Genomic DNA, 17,306 nt, shown 5'->3' on the forward strand with positions numbered 1-17,306 from the left:
GATTTGCTTGGGAGTCTCTGCCTCGTCTTCGCCCCTCCTGCCGCTCGTGACCGCGGAAGGTCGAGATCCGTTCTTGAGAAGATGGGATTACCGCGAAAGGTGACATGAATCTAAATCTGGACTAGGTGTGGTGTATCACATAAGGTCATCACACCAAAAAATCCCACAGAAAGGAGTGAATCATGAATATTCGTGTCCGCAACTGATCGGAACATACTTGTCGCGGCGGTCTGGCGGGTGGCCGGGCCGCCGCCTCAGTCTTGGAGGAAGTGAGATGTTTGACTACCGGCAGGAAATGAAGTTGGCCCCTTATGTTACTTGGACGCAGATTGAGGATAGGGTGTATATATGCGGTGGGACGCGCGAAACATCCTTCGATATTGAAGAGTCCAAACCACTAATTGCAACCCTCCAATGGTTGCGATCTCGGGCCGGGGGTGCAATGTGGGGCGAAATATGTCAAGAGCTCTCCAGAAATTGTAAAGACAACAAGTTAGAAACTGTTGGTCTGGATTATTTGGCCAATCCGTATCTGTATATTTCTGATCGTGATTTTAAGGACCGATATGACAGGCCGAAACTGTATTACAATTACATGGGTGCAAATCCTGCGGTGGTGCAGTCTCGGCTGCAGTCAAGTAGTGTAATTATTTTGGGGTGTGGAGGTGTCGGGAGTATTGTGGCTGCTGGTCTGGCAGGAAGCGGAATAGGACATATCCATCTGATCGATGATGATGTTGTCGAACTTTCTAACTTGTCCAGGCAGATTCTCTATACAGAAGCGGATCTTGGCAAGTCTAAATGCGCCGTACTTGCTAGGCGACTGCGTAATATAAATTCTGAGATTACTGTCACAATGCAACGTACTGCTTTCGTCGTTGACGACGTGACGCTTGCCCATTTTGCAGGTGCGGATTTGATAATGCTAAGCGCCGATTCCTCCGCTGAACTGATTGGCCAGGTGATTCGGGCTGCGGCGAAAACTGGTGCCGCAGTAATTCAGGCGGGATACGTTAACGATATTCCAATTTGTGGCCCTCTGGTTGAGGTTGAAACGTCAAATAATTGGCAGCGATTCTTTTCGGCCCTGAATGAAGATGAGGGCGATGGAATTTCCGAGTGGGCTTATCAGGCGCCTTCACATGCGTGGACAAATTTTGTTTGTGCAGGACTTGTAATCGATGATGTCGTTGCATATCTTGGACGGTTCAAGTCTCCTATTTCTCTCGATTGTAGAGTTGGCCTGTATAAAGATGATTTAAAGTTTAATCTGCAGAGGGCTTGGTATGTTTAGGGGTACTTCTACCTCCGCTTTCTTGTTGGTGTGCGTGGCCAGCTTCGGCGCACTGCGGATGCTCGTCGGTGCGACGAGTGCGCTGTTCCTGCTTGATCAGGGGCTCGACCTGTCTCAGCTGGCTTACTTGAAGGCGATGCAGGCGGTGATCGTCGTGTTGCTGGAGGTGCCCCTGGGCTACCTCGCAGATTCGCTCGGGCGCCGCTGGGCGATCATCGGCGCTGTCGGTTTCGGGGCCGCATGGCTGCTCATGACGGGTCTGGCCCCCAGTCCTGGCTGGCTGTGGGGCGCCGAGGTGTGCAACGCCTTGTCGATCTGCCTGTCCACCGGGGCGATGACTGCGGAATTCCTGGACCGGCGCCTCGATGAAGAAAGCCATTTAGAGGGCGAGGGAGGCACGTCGCAGCAGGACGAGATGGGGCTACGCGACGGTGCACGGGAGGCAGGTGCGGACGCTGAGCCAGATCGTGCGCGGGAGGCGCTGGCGCTGCTCTCGCGTTGGGAGTTTTCCGCCTCGGCCCTGGCCGCCGGGCTCGGAGGACTGTTGTACCCGGCCTTCCCGCGCGGCACCTGGGTTGCCGCGGGTGTGGGCTGCCTGGGCATCGCGTGCGCCTATCTTGTCTACTCTCGCCACTTCCCGCCCCTCGGTTTTGGGGCCACGACGCGGGGGCCAGCGGATCCGGAGGCGCGAGGGCACGGCGGATCCGATCGCTGGCGCACGGTCTTCGGACTGCGCCGCAGGCTGCTCGGGTCGATCGCCGTGGCCGGGCTGCTCTACGCGGCCTTCCAGGTGGCGATCCAGTACTGGCAGGTCTCCGTCACCGAGGTGTTCCCGGAAAGCTTCGCGGACCACAGCCTGGGGCCGGTGCTCGGAGGGCTCTTCGTAGCGATCCTGTGGGTGCAGTCCCGGGTGACGTCGCTGTCCCGCGTGGTTGCCGCCTCGCCGTCGGGCTACCTTCTGGCTGCCGGACTGCCGGCCACCGGGTGGCTCGTGGCTCAGGTAACGGGAAGTTTCCTGGTGCTGGCTGCTGCTCTATTGCTGTTCTTCTGGTGCTTCCGGGCTTGCGACGTCGCGGTCAGCGCAGCGATCAGCACTGCGGCCGGTGCCGGTCTGCGCGCGACGGCGCTGGCGGCCCGCTCGACGCTGGCGCGCATCCTGGCCGCTAGCCTGCTGCCCGCGGCCGGCGTGGCGGTGACTCGCTTCGACGGTTCCGTCGGCGCGGTCGTCGTTGTGCTCGCTGTGTGCCTTGCAGCGGGAACCGTGTTCGCAGTCAACGCCGCTCTCGCGCGGCGCGCGGAGTAGGCGCGGCGTCGGCAAGCGGGCCAAGAGGCGGAGCCGCCTTAACGCTCCGAGATCTACGCGGCCAGGGCGCGGTTGATCGAGGAGGTGATCGCCTTCATGGTGGCCTCCATGGTCGAGGGGTCGATGCCGATGCCCCAGGCCTGGGAGCCGTTGACCTCCGCGTATACGTAGCAGGCGGCCTCGGCGTCGTCGCCGGCGGTGCGGGCGTGCTGCTCGTACTTGATGTTCTCGAAGTCCACGCCCAGTTCCTCCAGCGCGTTGGCGTAGGCCGCGAAGGGGCCGTTGCCGGAGCCGGTGACCTCGTGGTCCCGGCCCTCGTAGGTCACCGAGGCGGTCACCTGCGTCGGCTCGCCGTCGGACTCCGGGGTGGTCACGCGGATCTGGTTCAGCGCCAGCGGGGTGTCGCGGTCCAGGTACTCCCCGGCGAAGATGTCCCACATGTTCTTGGAGTTGACCTCGCCGCCCTCGGAGTCGGTCACGGCCTGGATCACCTGCGAGAACTCGACCTGCAGCGGGCGCGGCAGGCGCATGCCGTGGTCGGTCTTCATGATGTAGGCCACGCCGCCCTTGCCGGACTGGGAGTTGACGCGGATGACGGCCTCGTAGTCGCGGCCGACGTCCTTCGGGTCGATCGGCAGGTAGGGCACCTCCCAGACGGCGTCGTGCAGCTGCTCCCAGGTGACCTCGGCGTTGGTCGCGCCCGGCACCACGGAGGAGGCCAGGGCGTCCATGCCCTTGTTGATGGCGTCCTGGTGCGAGCCGGAGAAGGCGGTGAAGACCAGGTCGCCGCCGTAGGGGTGGCGCTCGGGTACGCGCAGCTGGTTGCAGTACTCGACGGTGGCGCGCACGCGCGGCAGGTCGGAGAAGTCGATCTGCGGGTCCACGCCCTGGGTCAGCATGTTCAGGCCCAGGGTGACCAGGTCGACGTTGCCGGTGCGCTCGCCGTTGCCGAACAGGCAGCCCTCGATGCGGTCGGCGCCGGCCAGGTAGCCCAGCTCGGCGGTGGCCACGCCGGTGCCGCGGTCGTTGTGCGGGTGCAGCGAGATGATGATCGAGTCGCGCCGGTTCAGGTTGCGGTCCATCCACTCGATGGAGTCGGCGTAGACGTTCGGGGTGATCATCTCGACGGTCGAGGGCAGGTTCAGGATGATCGGGTGCTCGGGGCTGGGGTCCATGACCTCGACCACCGCGTCGCAGACCTCCTTGGCGTAGGCGACCTCGGTGCCGGTGTAGGACTCCGGCGAGTACTCCCAGCGCCAGTTGGTGTCCGGGTAGTCGGCGGCGATGGACTTGATCAGCTCGGCGGCGTCGGTGGCCATCTTCTTGATGGCCTCCTTGTCTTTACAGAAGACGACGCGGCGCTGCAGGATCGACGTCGAGTTGTAGAAGTGCACGATGACGTTCTTCGCGCCCTCGCAGGCCTCGAAGGTGCGGCGGATCAGGTGCTCGCGCGCCTGCACCAGCACCTGGATGGAGACGTCGTCGGGGATCATGTCGTTCTCGATGATCTCGCGCACGAAGTCGTAGTCGGTCTGGGAGGCGGACGGGAAGCCGACCTCGATCTCCTTGTAGCCCATCTCGACCAGCAGCTCGAACATGCGGCGCTTGCGCTCGGGGCTCATCGGGTCGATCAACGCCTGGTTGCCGTCGCGCAGGTCGACGGCGCACCATACGGGCGCGTGCTCGATCTTGCGGTCCGGCCAGGTGCGGTCCGGCAGCGAGAAGTCCTCGACCTCCTCGGCGTAGGACAGGTAGCGCTTGACCGGCATCGACGAGCCGCGCTGCTTGTTCCACTTCGGCTGGCCCTCGTAGGGCTCGCCGTCCGGGGTGTGGATCTGGTTGGGGGCGGAGATGGTGTTCTGGGAGGGGGCCATGGTGTGCGTCCTTTTCTTCTTCGTGCTCGGTGCGTCGCTTCGGTCAGGTCGTGGTGCCTGCCTGGTGGTTCCCGTGCGGTGTCGGCGGCCTCGGACCGTTCCGTCGCTTGCCGACGCCCGCGTGGGGCGCCCTGGGCGGTTTCGTTGCGGTGGTCCGCGGGTGGCGGGGCGGCGACTGGGGGGGGCGGGTCTCCGGTGCCTCCGCCCGTCCCGCCTGTGGAGGGGGAGGGCTGGAGCTTCCGGGGTGTGTCTCCAGTGCCCACGGCCGGCATCACCGATCTCCGCGACGGGGTGCCGGCCGTGTGTGACCTGGGGTTAAAGCCCGCCGCGGCGAAGAAGGAGAAGAATGCTCGTCCGCTGCATGTGAGGCAGCATACAACACTCCGGGAGCTGTTGAGGCGCATACCCTCGTTCAGGTGGGAACGTGGGTCCGGATACAAAACCTTGGAAAAGACCTAAAAGAGATTGCATGCAGGCCGTGCCCTTGGATGAGCTCGCGGATGTACTTTGAGGTCAGGCCGGGAATTTCAGTTCGAGCCCGGGGGTGAGAGGAAACGTGGCTGACACGTCCAAGCACAGGAGCAACAACAACCGCAAGTGGGTCGTGCCTGCCGTGGCGGCTTCGGCGGCGATCTTCGCCTCGCTCGGGGTCGGCACCCTGGGCGCCTACACGGCGAGCATCACCAACGACGGCAACCAGGCCGGCGCCGGCTCCCTGGTCATGCAGGAGACCGGCCCGGGTGCCGACGGCCAGGAGGTCACCTGCACCTCCACCGACGGCGAGGGCAACGCCGCCAGCTGTACCTCCATCAACAAGTACGGCGGTGACATGGCCATGGTGCCCGGCGGTGAGAAGACCACCACCGTCACGATCTCCAACACCGGCACGGTACCGGCGAAGAGCTTCACACTGGCCGCGGGTGCCTGCAGCGCGGCCGGGAATACCGCGGACGCCTGCGGGGTGATGACCGTGAAGATCGCCGACGGCGGCAGCGAGATCTACTCGGGCACCGCCGCCGATCTGGCTACTCAGTCCTTCAACCTGACGGCGCCGGTGGACCCGGGTGCCGAGCGGCCGTTCACCGTGACGGTCGGGCTGCCGGAGTCGGTGGGCAACGACCTGCAGGGCGGCACCATCTTGCAGCCGCTGACCTGGACCTTCCAGGCCTGATGAACGTCGGGCGTGTCGCTGGGTAAGAAGTGGCTGGCCGCGCTCGCGGCGTTGGCGGCAGTGACGGTGCTCGCCGGCCTCGGCGTGGCGTGGGCCTTCGGCATGCGCTCCTTCGTCATGGAGACCCCCTCGATGGGCCGGGCCATCCCGGTCGGCTCGCTGGTGGTCACCGAGCCAGCGCGTCGCCGTGCTGGAACCGGGTGACGTGGTCACCGCCGAGATCAACGGCCAGGCGCGCACCCACCGGGTCATCGACTCCACCGACGACGCAGTGCGCACCCGCGGCGACCTGAGCGCGGCCGTCGACCCGCTGCCCCTGACCGACCAGGCGATGGTCGGCCGCGTGGTCTTCACCGCGACCGGGCTGGGCTGGGTGATCCGGGGGCTGCCGGTGATCCTGCTGGCCTGGCTGCTGTTCTGGGTGGTCACCCGGCGCGTCGAGGAGCCCGCGCAGCGCTCGCGCTACCGGCTGCTGGGCGTGTTCTGCGGGTTCGCGCTGGCGATCGTGCTGGTGCGCCCCCTGCTCGGCGTCGAGCTGCTGGGGCTTCGCGTCGACGGCCCCCAGGAGGCGGAGGCGCGCACGGTCTCGACCGGCATCCTGCCCGTCGAGGTCGACCCTGTCGGCGACGATCCGGCCGGCCCGGTGATGTTCCCGGTGGGTACGGACGTGGCCACCACGGCGCACGAGACAGTCGACGGGGAGTTCTCCTTCCAGCCGCGCCCGGCGCTGACCTGGCCCTGGTGACTCGGCCTGATCGGCCTGGGTCTCTCGCCGTTCCTGTGGTTCTACCTGCAGCACCGCTGGTTCCAGCGGGAGGCCGGGCAGCGGGACGCGCAGGACCGGGACCACGAGGAAGTGACGCACGCGGCGACCGTCGGGGAGGGCGGCAAGGCATGAGCAACACCGAGGAGGCACGCGGGGGCGCGCTGCGCAGGGCGCTGACCGGAGCGCTGCGGGGCGACCCGTGGGCGGTCGTCGGCGTGGTCGTGGCGGCGGTGCGCGTCGCCGTGGCCGTGCTCGGGGTCTCCGGGCGGCCGACGATGGGTGCGTTCACTGCGGAGGTGGAGAACACGGAGAACTTCGCCGGCTACCCCGACCTGCAGAGCTGCCTCGAGCACTTCACCAACATCGGACTCAAGGGCGGCGGCGCCTACTACATCGCCGCGACCAAGAGGGGCAACGGCGACAACTGGATCGACGACCTCTCCTACCCTCAGGAGATCGACCAGTTCCGGGAGGAGAACCCCTATCTGCCGGCGGGCACGGTCCTGAGACCGCGGACCGCGGGCATCTACAACCACCTCAACAAGGTACGCACGGCGCCGCCCGGTGATGAGCCGTGCCCGGCTGACATGGACTACCCCGGATCGCAGTGGGATCATGAGGGGGTGATCCTGAACAAGGAGTTCCACAGCATGGACAACTTCAAGGGGATCGGCTCCTACTCCGGGGTGATGTGGGTCAAACCGGACAGGGCGCCCGCGGCACTGTTCACCGTGCCCGGGGCGGGCGCGGTCAACTGGGACGGCTGGCCGACCTCCAGGATCTACGCCTCGGCGCACATCTTCCCGGACGGCACGCTGGCCTTCGGAGCCAGCGCGTCCCGCACGGGCGACAACCACAACACGCCCGTCCACCCCTGCGGGCCGTCATCCAGGGAAAGACGTCGATCGTGGACGGTAGGTGGCACCAGGTCGCCTTCGTGCTCGACCGTAATCCGGTCGACGAGCTCGGGAACAAGATCGCGGGCTCGCAGTTGCGCATCTACGTCGACGGCCGGCTCGACGGGGCGACCACCGTCTCCTACACGTTCCCGCAGCGCACCGCCAACTTCCGCTTCGGCTGTGACGCTGCTTTGTGGGGCGGCATCGGCGGCAACAACGGGGCCCAGTGCTTCACCGGCCGGATGGGACTCGTCGCCGCCTACCCGTTCGCGGTCACCGGAACGGGCCTCCAGGGCAGCTTCCGCCGCGACATCAAGTCGACGGCACCCCGGTCCGTGGAGGGCCTGGACATCTCCGAGGGCCTCAACGCGCTGGAGAGACTGGCGGAGCTGAATCTGCCCGAGGGCCGTAACGAGTCGGAGGAACTGGAGGCCCCGGAGAGCCTCGAGGGCACGGAGCCGGCGGAGACCCCGGGGCAGCCGGGTGCGCCGGGCGCCTCGGAGGGGCCGGCGGACACGGACGCGTCGGAGGAACCGGCGGAACGGTGAGCCCGCCGCCGCGACCCGGGACCTAGTTCTTGATGCTGCTGCGCGAGAGTGCCACGGTCGCGCAGATCATCGCGATCAGGGCGGCGCCCATGGACAGCCAGCCGAAGACGGAGTCGACCTGGAACTTCTCGTCGAGTACCAGGTAGCCGAGGGTGAAGGCCACGATCGGCTCGCCGATCGTCATCGCCGGCAGCGAGTTCTTCAGTGCGCCGGCGGAGAAGGAGTACTGCTGCACAGCCGTGCCGAGGGCGGCGCCGAAGATCAGCGCGTAGGTCTCCCAGCTGAGCAGCAGCACCGGGACGGTCGCATGCACGGCGATGTCGACCACCGCCTTGGACAGCACGGCGACGTAGCCGAAGATCGCGCCGGTGACCAGGCCCAGCAGCAGGGCCTTCTCCCCGCGGATCAGGCTGACCGCGGAGCGCGCGACCGCCGAGAGCACCACGGTGCCCACCGCGATCGAGATCAGCCACCGGTTCAGCGGCGGGTGGGGGTTGCCCGACTGCGGGTTGCCCAGCAGGACCAGCACGGCGACGGCGGCGGTGAGCAGCCCGGCCCACGCCATCTGGGACTTCGAGATCCGCCGGTTGTCGTAGCGGGCCGACAGCGGCAGTGTGAACATCAGGGACAGCACGAGGATCGGCTGCACCACCAGCAGGGTGCCGAAGCCGAGGGCGACGACCTGCAGCCCGTAGCCGATCAGCGCGGTTCCGGTGCCGGCCCACCACAGCGGCCGGGTGACCGCGGCCCACAGGGGCGAGCCCTTCAGCGAGCCGTCATCGGGGGCCGCTTCCGCGATGCGGTGGCGCACCACGGTGCCCCACGCGAGCGTCAGCGCCGAGGACAGCGCGAAGAAGATGGCCAGCGCCGTCGATAATGTCTCGTGCACCCCACACACCTTAATCGTCATCCCCGCCCGGCCCGGTCCGCCGCGACGCACCCGGGCACCGGATGTGTCCCGGATGAGTGTTTCGGGTGGTCCGGGCGGGGCACATGGTGCATCAGCGCACGTGGGCGCGGTAAGGTGACTTGTTGCCAGAAATCCCGCGCCCGGCCCGCCCGGGTTCGGGACCCGAGACCCGACCCAGACCGGAAAGGCGGCCGCACGATGGCGCTGGTTGTTCAGAAGTACGGCGGATCCTCACTGGAGAGCGCCGAGCGCATCCGCAACGTGGCGGAACGGATCGTGGCGACCAAGAAGAAGGGCTACGACGTCGTGGTCGTCTGCTCGGCGATGGGGGACACCACCGACGAGCTGCTCGACCTGGCGGCGTCGGTCTCCCCGGTGCCGCCCGGACGCGAGCTCGACATGCTGCTCACCGCGGGCGAGCGCATCTCCAACGCCCTGGTGGCCATGGCCATCGACTCCCTCGGTGCGGAGGCCCGCTCCTTCACCGGCTCGCAGGCCGGCGTGCTGACCACCGAGCGTCACGGTGACGCCCGCATTGTGGACGTCACCCCGGACCGCGTGCGCGAGGCCCTCGACGAGGGCAAGATCTGCCTGGTCGCCGGCTTCCAGGGCGTCAACAAGGACACCCGCGACGTGACCACGCTCGGCCGCGGCGGTTCGGACACCACCGCCGTCGCCCTGGCCGCGGCGCTTGACGCTGACGTCTGCGAGATCTATTCGGACGTCGACGGCGTCTACACCGCCGACCCACGCATCGTGCCCAACGCACAGAAGCTGAAGCAGATCTCCTTCGAGGAGATGCTCGAGCTGGCGGCCGTGGGCTCGAAGATTCTCGTGCTGCGCAGCGTCGAGTACGCCCGCGCCTGCAACGTGCCCATGCGCGTACGATCGTCATACAGCAACGACCCCGGCACCCTCGTTGCCGGTTCGATGGAGGATATCCCCGTGGAAGAAGCAGTCCTGACCGGCGTCGCCACCGACAAGTCCGAGGCCAAGATCACCGTGCTCGGCATCCCCGACACCCCCGGCAAGGCGGCCGACGTCTTCCGTGTCATCGCCGACGCCGAGATCAACATCGACATGGTGCTCCAGAACGTATCCTCGCTGGAGTCTGGCACCACCGACATCACCTTCACCTGCCCGCGCCACGACGGCCCGCGCGCCATGGAGCTGCTGCGCAAGCTGCGCGACAAGGGCGGCTGGAAGAACGTCCTCTACGACGACCAGATCGGCAAGGTCTCCCTGGTCGGCGCCGGCATGAAGTCCCATCCCGGGGTCACCGCCGAGTTCACCGAGGCCCTGCGCGACGCCGGGGTCAACATGGAGCTGATCTCCACCTCGGAGATCCGCATCTCCGTGCTTGTCCGTGAGGAGCAGCTCGACACGGCTGCCCGCGCCCTGCACGAGAAGTTCGGCCTCGGCGGCGACAAGGAGGCCACCGTCTACGCCGGCACCGGCCGCTAGCGCACAGGCCCGCGGGGCCGCGCCCCACGGGGTGCACCGGGCCTACGGGCGCGACCACTGCACACACACCACCTAAGGAGCACTGAACCAGCATGACCACCATCGCCGTCGTCGGCGCCACCGGCCAGGTCGGCCGCGTGATGCGCGACATCCTCGAGGAGCGCAACTTCCCGGCGGACAAGATCCGCTTCTTCGCCTCGAAGCGCTCGGCGGGCTCCACCCTCGAGTTCCGCGGTGAGGAGATCACCGTAGAGGACCTCGCCGAGGTCACCGAGGACTCCGTCCGCGACATCGACATCGCCCTCTTCTCCGCCGGCGGCTCGACCTCCAAGCAGTGGGCCCCGGTCTTCGCTGCCGCGGGCGCGACCGTCGTGGACAACTCCTCCGGTTGGCGCAAGGACCCCGAGGTCCCGCTCATCGTCTCCGAGGTCAACCCGCAGGAGGCCAAGAACGCGGTCAAGGGCATCATCGCCAACCCGAACTGCACGACGATGGCCGCCATGCCGGTGCTGAAGGTGCTGCACGACGCCGCGGGTCTGGTCTCGCTACGCGCCTCCTCCTACCAGGCGGTCTCCGGCTCCGGCCTCGCCGGCGTGGAGACCCTGGCCAAGCAGGTCGCTGAGATCGGCGACCGCAACGTCGAGCTCGCCCACGACGGCTCGGTGCTCAAGACCGACGACTTCGGCCCCTACGTCGCGCCGATCGCCTTCAACGCGCTGCCGATGGCCGGAAACTACGTCGACGACGGCTCGCTGGAGACCGACGAGGAGCAGAAGCTGCGCAACGAGTCGCGCAAGATCCTCGGCATCCCCGACCTGAAGGTCTCCGGCACCTGCGTGCGAGTCCCGGTCTTCACCGGCCACACCATGACGGTGCACGCGGAGTTCTCCCGCGCCATCGACCCGGAGGAGGCCAAGAAGCTCCTCGAGGGTGCCCCGGGCGTGCGCGTCGTCGACGTGCCGACCCCGCTGGAGGCCGCCGGCATCGACGACTGCCTGGTCGGCCGCATCCGCCAGGACCAGGCCGTCGACGACGGCAAGGGCCTCGTGCTCGTCGTCGTCGGTGACAACCTGCGCAAGGGCGCCGCGTTGAACACGATCCAGATCGCGGAGCTGTTGGTCTAGACCTCACGCTCCAGCCTGGCCGCATCCGGCCGCAACCGGCCGAAACGACAGGAGCCGCGGTCCGCCACCTCGACGGTGGGGACCGCGGCTCTAGTTGTGTGCGCCTAGTCCGGGTGTTTGACGGCCGTGGCGCGGCCCGAGCCGGAACCCGAGCCCGTCCCGGCCCCGGCCTCAGCTGCCTCCGAACCAGCGGCCTCCTCGCTCTCGGCTGCGGCGGCCTCGAGGGTGGCCTCCTTGTCCTCGGCGTCGAGCTCGGCCTCGACCTCCTCGGTGATCGCCTCGACCAGGGTCTCGTTGTCGGCGTGCGCGGCGCGGATCGCGCGGCGCAGGTGCTTCTCGTCGCGGCGGCCGAACTTCTTGTTCGGGTCCAGCTTGCGGCGCAGCAGGTTGCGCACGCGGTCGCGGCGCTTGGCCTCCTTGGAGATCCGCCCGCGTGAGCGGTACCAGGCGATCGCCAGGGTGAAGGAGAGCAGGATGCCCGCCCAGCCCAGCGTCGGGTAGACCACGCCGACCAGGTCGGAGAACGGCAGGAAGCCGAGCGCGAAGCCGATGAGCGTGCCCACGATGAACACCGGGCGGAAGCGCTCCGGCCGGTTGCGGGTGATGCGCTTGGCCATGGCGTAGAACATGCCGATGGCCGTGTTGAAGACCATCAGGTAGATCACGATGGACATGATGTTGCCCAGCCACGGGTGGATGTCGTCCACCACCGTGAGCATCGGCATGTCGTCGCCGGAGACGCTCTCGACGCTCAGGAACAGCGTCAGCGTCGAGCAAGCCAGCAGGATCGCGTAGGTGCTGCCGCCGACGAGCCCGCCCCAGCCGGCGGCGCGGGTGTCCGCGTTCGCGCCGGCGATGACGATCGCCATCGAGACCGCGACGATCAGACAGAATCCAACGTAGTTGAGCGCCGAGAGCCACCACCAGTCCATCGCCGGCTCCAGGTTGGCCCGGGCGAAGGCGTCGTGGGCTGCCATGTCCCAGTCGGCGGTGGCGAAGGTGTAGACGGTGGCGATCACGATGAACGTGATGCTCAGTGGGGTGATCGTGCCGATGACGGCGGAGACCTTGTTGACGTCGAGCATGCCCGCGCCGAGCACGAGCACGAGCATGATCGCCGTGCCCACCCACAGCGGCAGGTCGAATTTCTGGTTCAGGTTGGACCCGCCGCCGGCGAACATGACGAAGCCGACGCCGAAGAGGGTGGCCACGGTGGCGATGTCCAGGATCCACGCGAGGATCGGGTGGGTGACCTTGCTGAACACCACGGTGTGCTCGTCGGCGAGCAGGTAGCTGCCCAGCTGCATCATGGCCACCGAACCGACGACCATGATCACGGCGGCGATCGTCAGGCCCCACAGGCCCATCGAACCGAACGCCACGAAGTACTGGAGCATCTCCTGGCCGGACGCGAAACCGGCACCCACGATGAGTCCGACGAGCGCCATCGAAATGCCTAACACTCTCTTAAACATGTCTTCTAGTTAAGCACGATCCGACACTTTTGTGGTGCTATACCCCTATCCATGCATCCGTGGTATAGGCCACTTCAATTGCCGACGCCGCCTCCCACGCACGTGTCGACGCAGGTACGGCGGGGAACGGGTGGGCGAAGGCCGGCGCCCTCCGGGCGTCGGCCCACGCAGGCGGGTGCGGGGGCCGGAGAGGGTCAGCGCGGGGCGTCGTCAAGCAGGTCGCGGCGCGCGCGGGCGACGCGGGAGCGCACGGTGCCGATGCGCACGCCGGTGATGCGGGCGGTCTCCTCGTAGGAGTAGCCGAGCACCTGGGTGAGTACGAGGGCCTCGCGGCGCTCCTCGGGAAGCGCGTTGATGCGCTCACGCACGTCGAGCCACTCCGACCAGCTGGCGTCGGAGGCGCCCGGTGCCGGTCGGGTCTGCGCGGCGTCCTCGTACTCGGTGGCGGACTTGCGCGGGCGGGCCATGTCGTGGCGGATGTTGTCCACCCACACCCGCCGGGCGATGGCCAAGAGCCAGGTGCGCGCAGAGGAGTTTGCGGCGAAGCGGGGCAGTGCGCGCATGACGCGCAGGTAAGTCTCCTGGGTCAGGTCGTCGGCGGTGTCGGTGTCGCCGAGGTGTGTCAGTAGTCGCCAGACGTCGGACTGGGTGGCGCGGATGAACTCCGTGAGCGCGCGGCGGTCGCCCCGGCCGGCACGCAGCGCCAGGTCGGTGACGTGTGCGTCGTCGCTCTCGGAGTGGTGCCTCACAAAGGACAACGTTACCAGCGGCGTTGCCGGCCACTTCGCGGTGTGAGACGGTGCGCGGGGCGGGGTGCGCCGGGGTCCCGCCAGGGGTCCTCGCGGGGATGGGCACCCGGCGGCTAGCCGAAAGTTTGATCTTCCTTGCCTTACTGGCGAGGGTCCGCGGGCGTCGATAGAATCGGTAATGAGCTATTAATCACGGCCCAATACTAAAGGGAGGCTATCAGTCATGGCTCTTGAGAAGAACGCTTCGACCGAAGACATCGTCACCAACGGCATGTCGCCCAACGACGAGGGTGCGACCCGCCGCGAGAACGGCGCCCCGGTGCCCTCCGAGAACCTCTCGGTGACCGCTGGCCCGCAGGGCCCCACCGTCCTCAACGACATCCACCTCATCGAGAAGCTCTCGCACTTCAACCGCGAGCGCGTCCCGGAGCGCAACCCGCACGCCAAGGGCAACGGCGCCTTCGGTGAGCTGCACGTGACCGAGGACGTCTCGCAGTACACCAAGGCGGCGATCTTCCAGCCGGGCACCGTCACCCCGATGGCCGCCCGCTTCTCCACCGTCGCCGGCGAGCAGGGGTCCCCGGACACCTGGCGTGACGTGCACGGCTTCGCCCTGCGCTTCTACACCACCGAGGGCAACTACGACATCGTGGGCAACAACACCCCGACGTTCTTCCTGCGCGACGCGATCAAGTTCCCGGACTTCATCCACTCGCAGAAGCGCCTCGGCGGCTCCGGCCTGCGCGACGCCGACATGCAGTGGGACTTCTGGACCCGCACCCCGGAGTCCGCGCACCAGGTGACCTACCTGATGGGCGACCGCGGCACCCCGTCCTCGGAGCGCACCATGAACGGCTACGGCTCCCACACCTTCCAGTGGATCAACGCCGAGGGCACCCCGGTGTGGGTCAAGTATCACTTCATCTCCCAGCAGGGCGTCCACAACTTCACCGACGCCGAGGCCGAGGAGATGGTCGGCAAGAACGCCGACTACCTGCGCGAGGACCTCTACAACGCCATCGAGGCCGGCGACTTCCCGAAGTGGGACGTCTACGTGCAGATCATGCCGTTCGAGGACGCGGAGAACTACCGCTTCAACCCGTTCGACCTGACCAAGACCTGGTCCAAGAAGGACTACCCGCGCATCAAGGTCGGCTACTTCGAGCTGAACCGCAACCCGGAGAACTTCTTCGCCCAGATCGAGCAGCTGGCGCTGGACCCCTCCAACCTGGTGCCCGGCATCGGCCTGTCCCCGGACAAGATGCTGATGGGCCGCGTCTTCGCCTACGCCGACGCGCAGCGCTACCGCATCGGGCCGAACTACCGCATGCTGCCGGTCAACCAGTCCCGCGTGCCGCGTAACACCTACCAGCACGAGGGCCCGATGGCCTACAACTTCAACGAGACCTCCCACCCGTCCTACTCGCCGAACAGCTCCGCCATCCAGGCCGGCTACCTCGACGACGGTGAGACCTCCTCGTCGAACCACACCAGCTACGGCCAGGCCGAGGACGTCTACGTCAACCCAGACCCGCACGGCACGGACCTGATCCGCGCCGCCTACGTCAAGCACGAGGACGACGACGACTTCCTGCAGGCCGGCATCCTCTACCGCGAGGTGCTCGACGACGACGCCAAGGAGCGTCTGGCCGACAACATCACCAACGCGATGGTCGGCGTGCGCCCCGAGACCGAGGAGCGCTGCTACTGGTACTGGAGCAGCGTCGACGAGAACCTGGGCAAGCGCGTCAAGGAGCTCTTCGCCGAGAAGAAGTAGCCTTCGGACGACACCGACTGTTTCCCGGTCGATCCCGGTCCCACTGAGGTGAGGACCTCTCCGGCCCCGACGGCGAGAACCGCCGCCGGGGCTCTTTCATGCCTGCGGCGCCCGCCCGCGGGGCGGCCGCAGGAGGCTTTCCGGGCGGCCGCGGGAGGCTTTCCGGGCGGGCCCGGTGGCCTCCGGCCCGCTGACCGGCGGGCCTGAAAGCCCGCGCGTCCGTGACTACGCTCGGGGCCGCACGGGGTCGAAGGGCCCCGCGGAAGTTAGCGCAGAACCACACATTCCTAAGACAAGGAGCAATCAACCATGGCAGAGAAGCTCTACTCCCAGACCGTCACCTCCACCGGCGCCGGCCGCGATGGCCACGTCAAGGGCGACGGCGGCATCGACTTCGACGTGACCGCCCCCAAGGGCGACGGCGTCAACCCCGAGTCCCTCCTGGCCGCCGCCTGGGCCGCCTGCTTCAACGGCGCCCTGCAGAAGACCATGGGTGAGGCCGGCGTGGACGTCGACAAGCACACCCCGACCGTCGACGCCGAGGTCACCCTCAACAGCGTCGAGAGCGGCTTCCGCCTCAGCGGCAAGATCACCGCCCGCTTCGCCGACGCCGGCGAGCTGGACAACGCCCAGGAGCTCGTCGACAAGGCCGACGCCTTCTGCCCGTTCTCCAAGGCGCTGCGCGGCGACATCGACATCGAGGCGGTCGCCGAGTAACACCGGCACCTGCGCGCCGGCCGCGCTGACCGGCAGGCGCCGGCGACCGGCACCTGCGCGCCCCGGGCGCGCAGCCGACGGAAAACCGCCCCGGTCCCCGCAATGGGGGACCGGGGCGGCGTCGTCAATCGGGGACGAATTCCACCTACTGCTTGGTCGAGACGTCCCGGTGGTCGACGCCGGCGCGCTCGTCCACGACGGTCACGCCGTAGATCGAGCGGCCGATGTAGTAGCTGCCCACGGCCGCGATCAGCCACAGCCCCGCGATCGCGATGACCGCGCGGACGAGGTCGTTCGCGTCGAGCTCGCCCAGGGAGGCGTCGTGGATGACCTTGGCCACCAGCAGGATCGGCAGGGCCACCGAGGTGGTCGGACCCAGCACGTTGACCCGTGTCAGGGCGTCGGGCGCGCGCCACAGGGCGACGGCCGTGGCCACCACCAGCAGGGTGGCCAGGACGACGAGGACGCTGACGATGATCTCAACGACGGACACGGCACATCACCTCCTGCCCCGCGAGATCATGCGGGACATCGACAGGGTGGGCAGGACACCACCGGCGAGGGCGGCGAGGATCGCGATCTCGTAGGCGATCGAGGTCTGGTTGACGAAGGTCCAGATGAAGAAGATCGCCAGCATGCTGTAGAAGATCATGTCCGCGAGCACCGCGCGGCTGAGCACGTCGCGGGTGACCAGGATGAGCACCAGCGCGGACAGCAGCGCGAGGGCGCAGACGACCCCGCAGACGAGGAGTACGACGGAAAACGCGCTCATCGGCGTCCGCCTCCTTTCCGGTTGTCGGCCCCGGACCCGGCGCGCGTCGCGCTCGCGCCGCGCGCGGCCGGGTACTCGTAGCGGGATTCGTCGAGGGTCTCGGTCGGGCCCTGGCCGGGCACGCCGTAATCGATGTCTTTGACGCGGGGGGCCATGCGGGCCTCCATGTCGGCCAGGCCCGCGACCACGTCGGCCGGATCCGAGCCGAAGACCGCCTGGACCAGCAGGGTGCGCGGCTCACCGGGGGAGGTGGGCTCGCGCAGACCCAGCGAGAGGGTCGCCGGGGTGACGGTGATCGAGGAGGTGAAGAAGAAGATCTCCCACGGCCCGGTCACGCGCAGCGGGTAGCGCACCACCACCGGGTCGAACCCGGAGCGGGGCTTGACCGCGGCGAGCGCCAGGGTGAAGCCGCTGACCAAAATCTCCTTGATCAGCCAGAGGGTGTAGCCGATGACATGCATGG

General features: G+C 67.3%; 17 protein-coding genes. 10 read left to right on the top strand and 7 right to left on the bottom strand.

The features are described from left to right. Positions 1-274 precede the first annotated feature (274 nt). Entirely contained in the window at positions 275-1,294 is a 1,020-nt protein-coding gene (locus tag QQA02_RS09670) for a HesA/MoeB/ThiF family protein (protein ID WP_284774765.1), read from the top strand. A 34-nt stretch (positions 1,295-1,328) separates the two neighbouring features. Further along, entirely contained in the window at positions 1,329-2,597 is a 1,269-nt protein-coding gene (locus tag QQA02_RS09675; RefSeq protein ID WP_284774766.1) for a hypothetical protein, read from the top strand. A 53-nt stretch (positions 2,598-2,650) separates the two neighbouring features. On the opposite strand, the gene leuA is transcribed toward QQA02_RS09675, so the two are convergent. Continuing rightward, positions 2,651-4,471 (bottom strand): 2-isopropylmalate synthase, encoded by a 1,821-nt coding sequence (gene leuA, locus QQA02_RS09680; RefSeq protein WP_284774768.1) that lies wholly within the window; start codon positions 4,469-4,471, stop codon positions 2,651-2,653. A 556-nt stretch (positions 4,472-5,027) separates the two neighbouring features. Here leuA and QQA02_RS09685 point away from each other — a divergent pair. From QQA02_RS09685 to QQA02_RS09700, 4 genes are all read left to right on the top strand, one after another. Further along, the gene (locus QQA02_RS09685) at positions 5,028-5,642 is read left to right on the top strand and encodes a hypothetical protein (RefSeq protein ID WP_284774769.1); all 615 of its coding nucleotides are present in this window, start codon (positions 5,028-5,030) and stop codon (positions 5,640-5,642) included. A gap of 12 nt (positions 5,643-5,654) precedes the next feature. Then, the gene (locus QQA02_RS09690; protein WP_284774771.1) at positions 5,655-5,846 is read left to right on the top strand and encodes a hypothetical protein; all 192 of its coding nucleotides are present in this window, start codon (positions 5,655-5,657) and stop codon (positions 5,844-5,846) included. After that, positions 5,830-6,387, top strand: a complete 558-nt coding sequence (locus QQA02_RS09695) for a hypothetical protein (RefSeq protein WP_284774772.1) — start codon at positions 5,830-5,832, stop codon at positions 6,385-6,387. Before QQA02_RS09690 ends, QQA02_RS09695 begins: the two co-directional genes overlap by 17 nt. A gap of 712 nt (positions 6,388-7,099) precedes the next feature. Next, positions 7,100-7,855: a LamG-like jellyroll fold domain-containing protein gene (locus tag QQA02_RS09700; protein ID WP_284774774.1), complete on the top strand. Its 756-nt coding sequence runs from the start codon at positions 7,100-7,102 to the stop codon at positions 7,853-7,855. A gap of 22 nt (positions 7,856-7,877) precedes the next feature. Here the strand turns inward: QQA02_RS09700 and QQA02_RS09705 are convergent, their stop codons facing one another. Further along, the gene (locus tag QQA02_RS09705) at positions 7,878-8,765 is read right to left on the bottom strand and encodes a DMT family transporter (RefSeq protein WP_284774776.1); all 888 of its coding nucleotides are present in this window, start codon (positions 8,763-8,765) and stop codon (positions 7,878-7,880) included. A 198-nt stretch (positions 8,766-8,963) separates the two neighbouring features. Between QQA02_RS09705 and QQA02_RS09710 the strand changes: the two genes are divergently transcribed. Together QQA02_RS09710 and QQA02_RS09715 are read left to right on the top strand one after the other, a co-directional pair. Next, positions 8,964-10,229, top strand: coding sequence for an aspartate kinase (locus QQA02_RS09710; RefSeq protein WP_284774778.1), 1,266 nt, complete (start codon positions 8,964-8,966; stop codon positions 10,227-10,229). A gap of 92 nt (positions 10,230-10,321) precedes the next feature. Further along, the gene (locus tag QQA02_RS09715; protein WP_284774780.1) at positions 10,322-11,353 is read left to right on the top strand and encodes an aspartate-semialdehyde dehydrogenase; all 1,032 of its coding nucleotides are present in this window, start codon (positions 10,322-10,324) and stop codon (positions 11,351-11,353) included. Positions 11,354-11,457: 104 nt separating this feature from the next. On the opposite strand, the gene QQA02_RS09720 is transcribed toward QQA02_RS09715, so the two are convergent. Together QQA02_RS09720 and QQA02_RS09725 are read right to left on the bottom strand one after the other, a co-directional pair. After that, positions 11,458-12,801: a YkvI family membrane protein gene (locus QQA02_RS09720; protein ID WP_284864202.1), complete on the bottom strand. Its 1,344-nt coding sequence runs from the start codon at positions 12,799-12,801 to the stop codon at positions 11,458-11,460. 221 nt (positions 12,802-13,022) lie between these two features. Continuing rightward, on the bottom strand, positions 13,023-13,577 hold the full coding sequence (locus tag QQA02_RS09725) for an RNA polymerase sigma factor (RefSeq protein ID WP_284774783.1): 555 nt from the start codon (positions 13,575-13,577) through the stop codon (positions 13,023-13,025). A gap of 271 nt (positions 13,578-13,848) precedes the next feature. Between QQA02_RS09725 and QQA02_RS09730 the strand changes: the two genes are divergently transcribed. After that, a complete protein-coding gene (locus QQA02_RS09730; RefSeq protein ID WP_284774872.1) occupies positions 13,849-15,354 on the top strand; it encodes a catalase in 1,506 nt (501 codons plus the stop codon). Between the two features lie 309 nt (positions 15,355-15,663). Further along, positions 15,664-16,071, top strand: a complete 408-nt coding sequence (locus QQA02_RS09735; protein ID WP_284774784.1) for an Ohr family peroxiredoxin — start codon at positions 15,664-15,666, stop codon at positions 16,069-16,071. Positions 16,072-16,216: 145 nt separating this feature from the next. On the opposite strand, the gene QQA02_RS09740 is transcribed toward QQA02_RS09735, so the two are convergent. Genes QQA02_RS09740 through QQA02_RS09750 form a run of 3 tightly spaced genes read right to left on the bottom strand, consistent with a single transcriptional unit; the run spans position 16,217 to position 17,304 of the window. Beyond that, positions 16,217-16,564 (bottom strand): Na+/H+ antiporter subunit G, encoded by a 348-nt coding sequence (locus QQA02_RS09740; RefSeq protein WP_284774786.1) that lies wholly within the window; start codon positions 16,562-16,564, stop codon positions 16,217-16,219. 6 nt (positions 16,565-16,570) lie between these two features. Further along, a complete protein-coding gene (locus QQA02_RS09745) occupies positions 16,571-16,843 on the bottom strand; it encodes a cation:proton antiporter (protein ID WP_284774788.1) in 273 nt (90 codons plus the stop codon). Further along, a complete protein-coding gene (locus tag QQA02_RS09750) occupies positions 16,840-17,304 on the bottom strand; it encodes a monovalent cation/H+ antiporter subunit E (protein WP_284774790.1) in 465 nt (154 codons plus the stop codon). The genes QQA02_RS09745 and QQA02_RS09750 overlap by 4 nt, the downstream gene beginning before the upstream one ends. Positions 17,305-17,306 lie beyond the last annotated feature (2 nt).

The organism is Corynebacterium sp. MSK006, from assembly GCF_030232385.1.
Taxonomy (GTDB): domain Bacteria; phylum Actinomycetota; class Actinomycetes; order Mycobacteriales; family Mycobacteriaceae; genus Corynebacterium; species Corynebacterium frankenforstense_A.

Coding starts and splice junctions, on each gene's coding strand:
- QQA02_RS09670 (WP_284774765.1), top strand. CDS start 275: ATGTTTGACTACCGGCAGGAAATGAAGTTGGCCCCTTATGTTACTTGG.
- leuA (WP_284774768.1), bottom strand. CDS start 4,471: ATGGCCCCCTCCCAGAACACCATCTCCGCCCCCAACCAGATCCACACC.
- QQA02_RS09705 (WP_284774776.1), bottom strand. CDS start 8,765: ATGACGATTAAGGTGTGTGGGGTGCACGAGACATTATCGACGGCGCTG.
- QQA02_RS09710 (WP_284774778.1), top strand. CDS start 8,964: ATGGCGCTGGTTGTTCAGAAGTACGGCGGATCCTCACTGGAGAGCGCC.
- QQA02_RS09715 (WP_284774780.1), top strand. CDS start 10,322: ATGACCACCATCGCCGTCGTCGGCGCCACCGGCCAGGTCGGCCGCGTG.
- QQA02_RS09720 (WP_284864202.1), bottom strand. CDS start 12,801: ATGGCGCTCGTCGGACTCATCGTGGGTGCCGGTTTCGCGTCCGGCCAG.
- QQA02_RS09730 (WP_284774872.1), top strand. CDS start 13,849: ATGTCGCCCAACGACGAGGGTGCGACCCGCCGCGAGAACGGCGCCCCG.
- QQA02_RS09735 (WP_284774784.1), top strand. CDS start 15,664: ATGGCAGAGAAGCTCTACTCCCAGACCGTCACCTCCACCGGCGCCGGC.
- QQA02_RS09745 (WP_284774788.1), bottom strand. CDS start 16,843: ATGAGCGCGTTTTCCGTCGTACTCCTCGTCTGCGGGGTCGTCTGCGCC.
- QQA02_RS09750 (WP_284774790.1), bottom strand. CDS start 17,304: ATGCATGTCATCGGCTACACCCTCTGGCTGATCAAGGAGATTTTGGTC.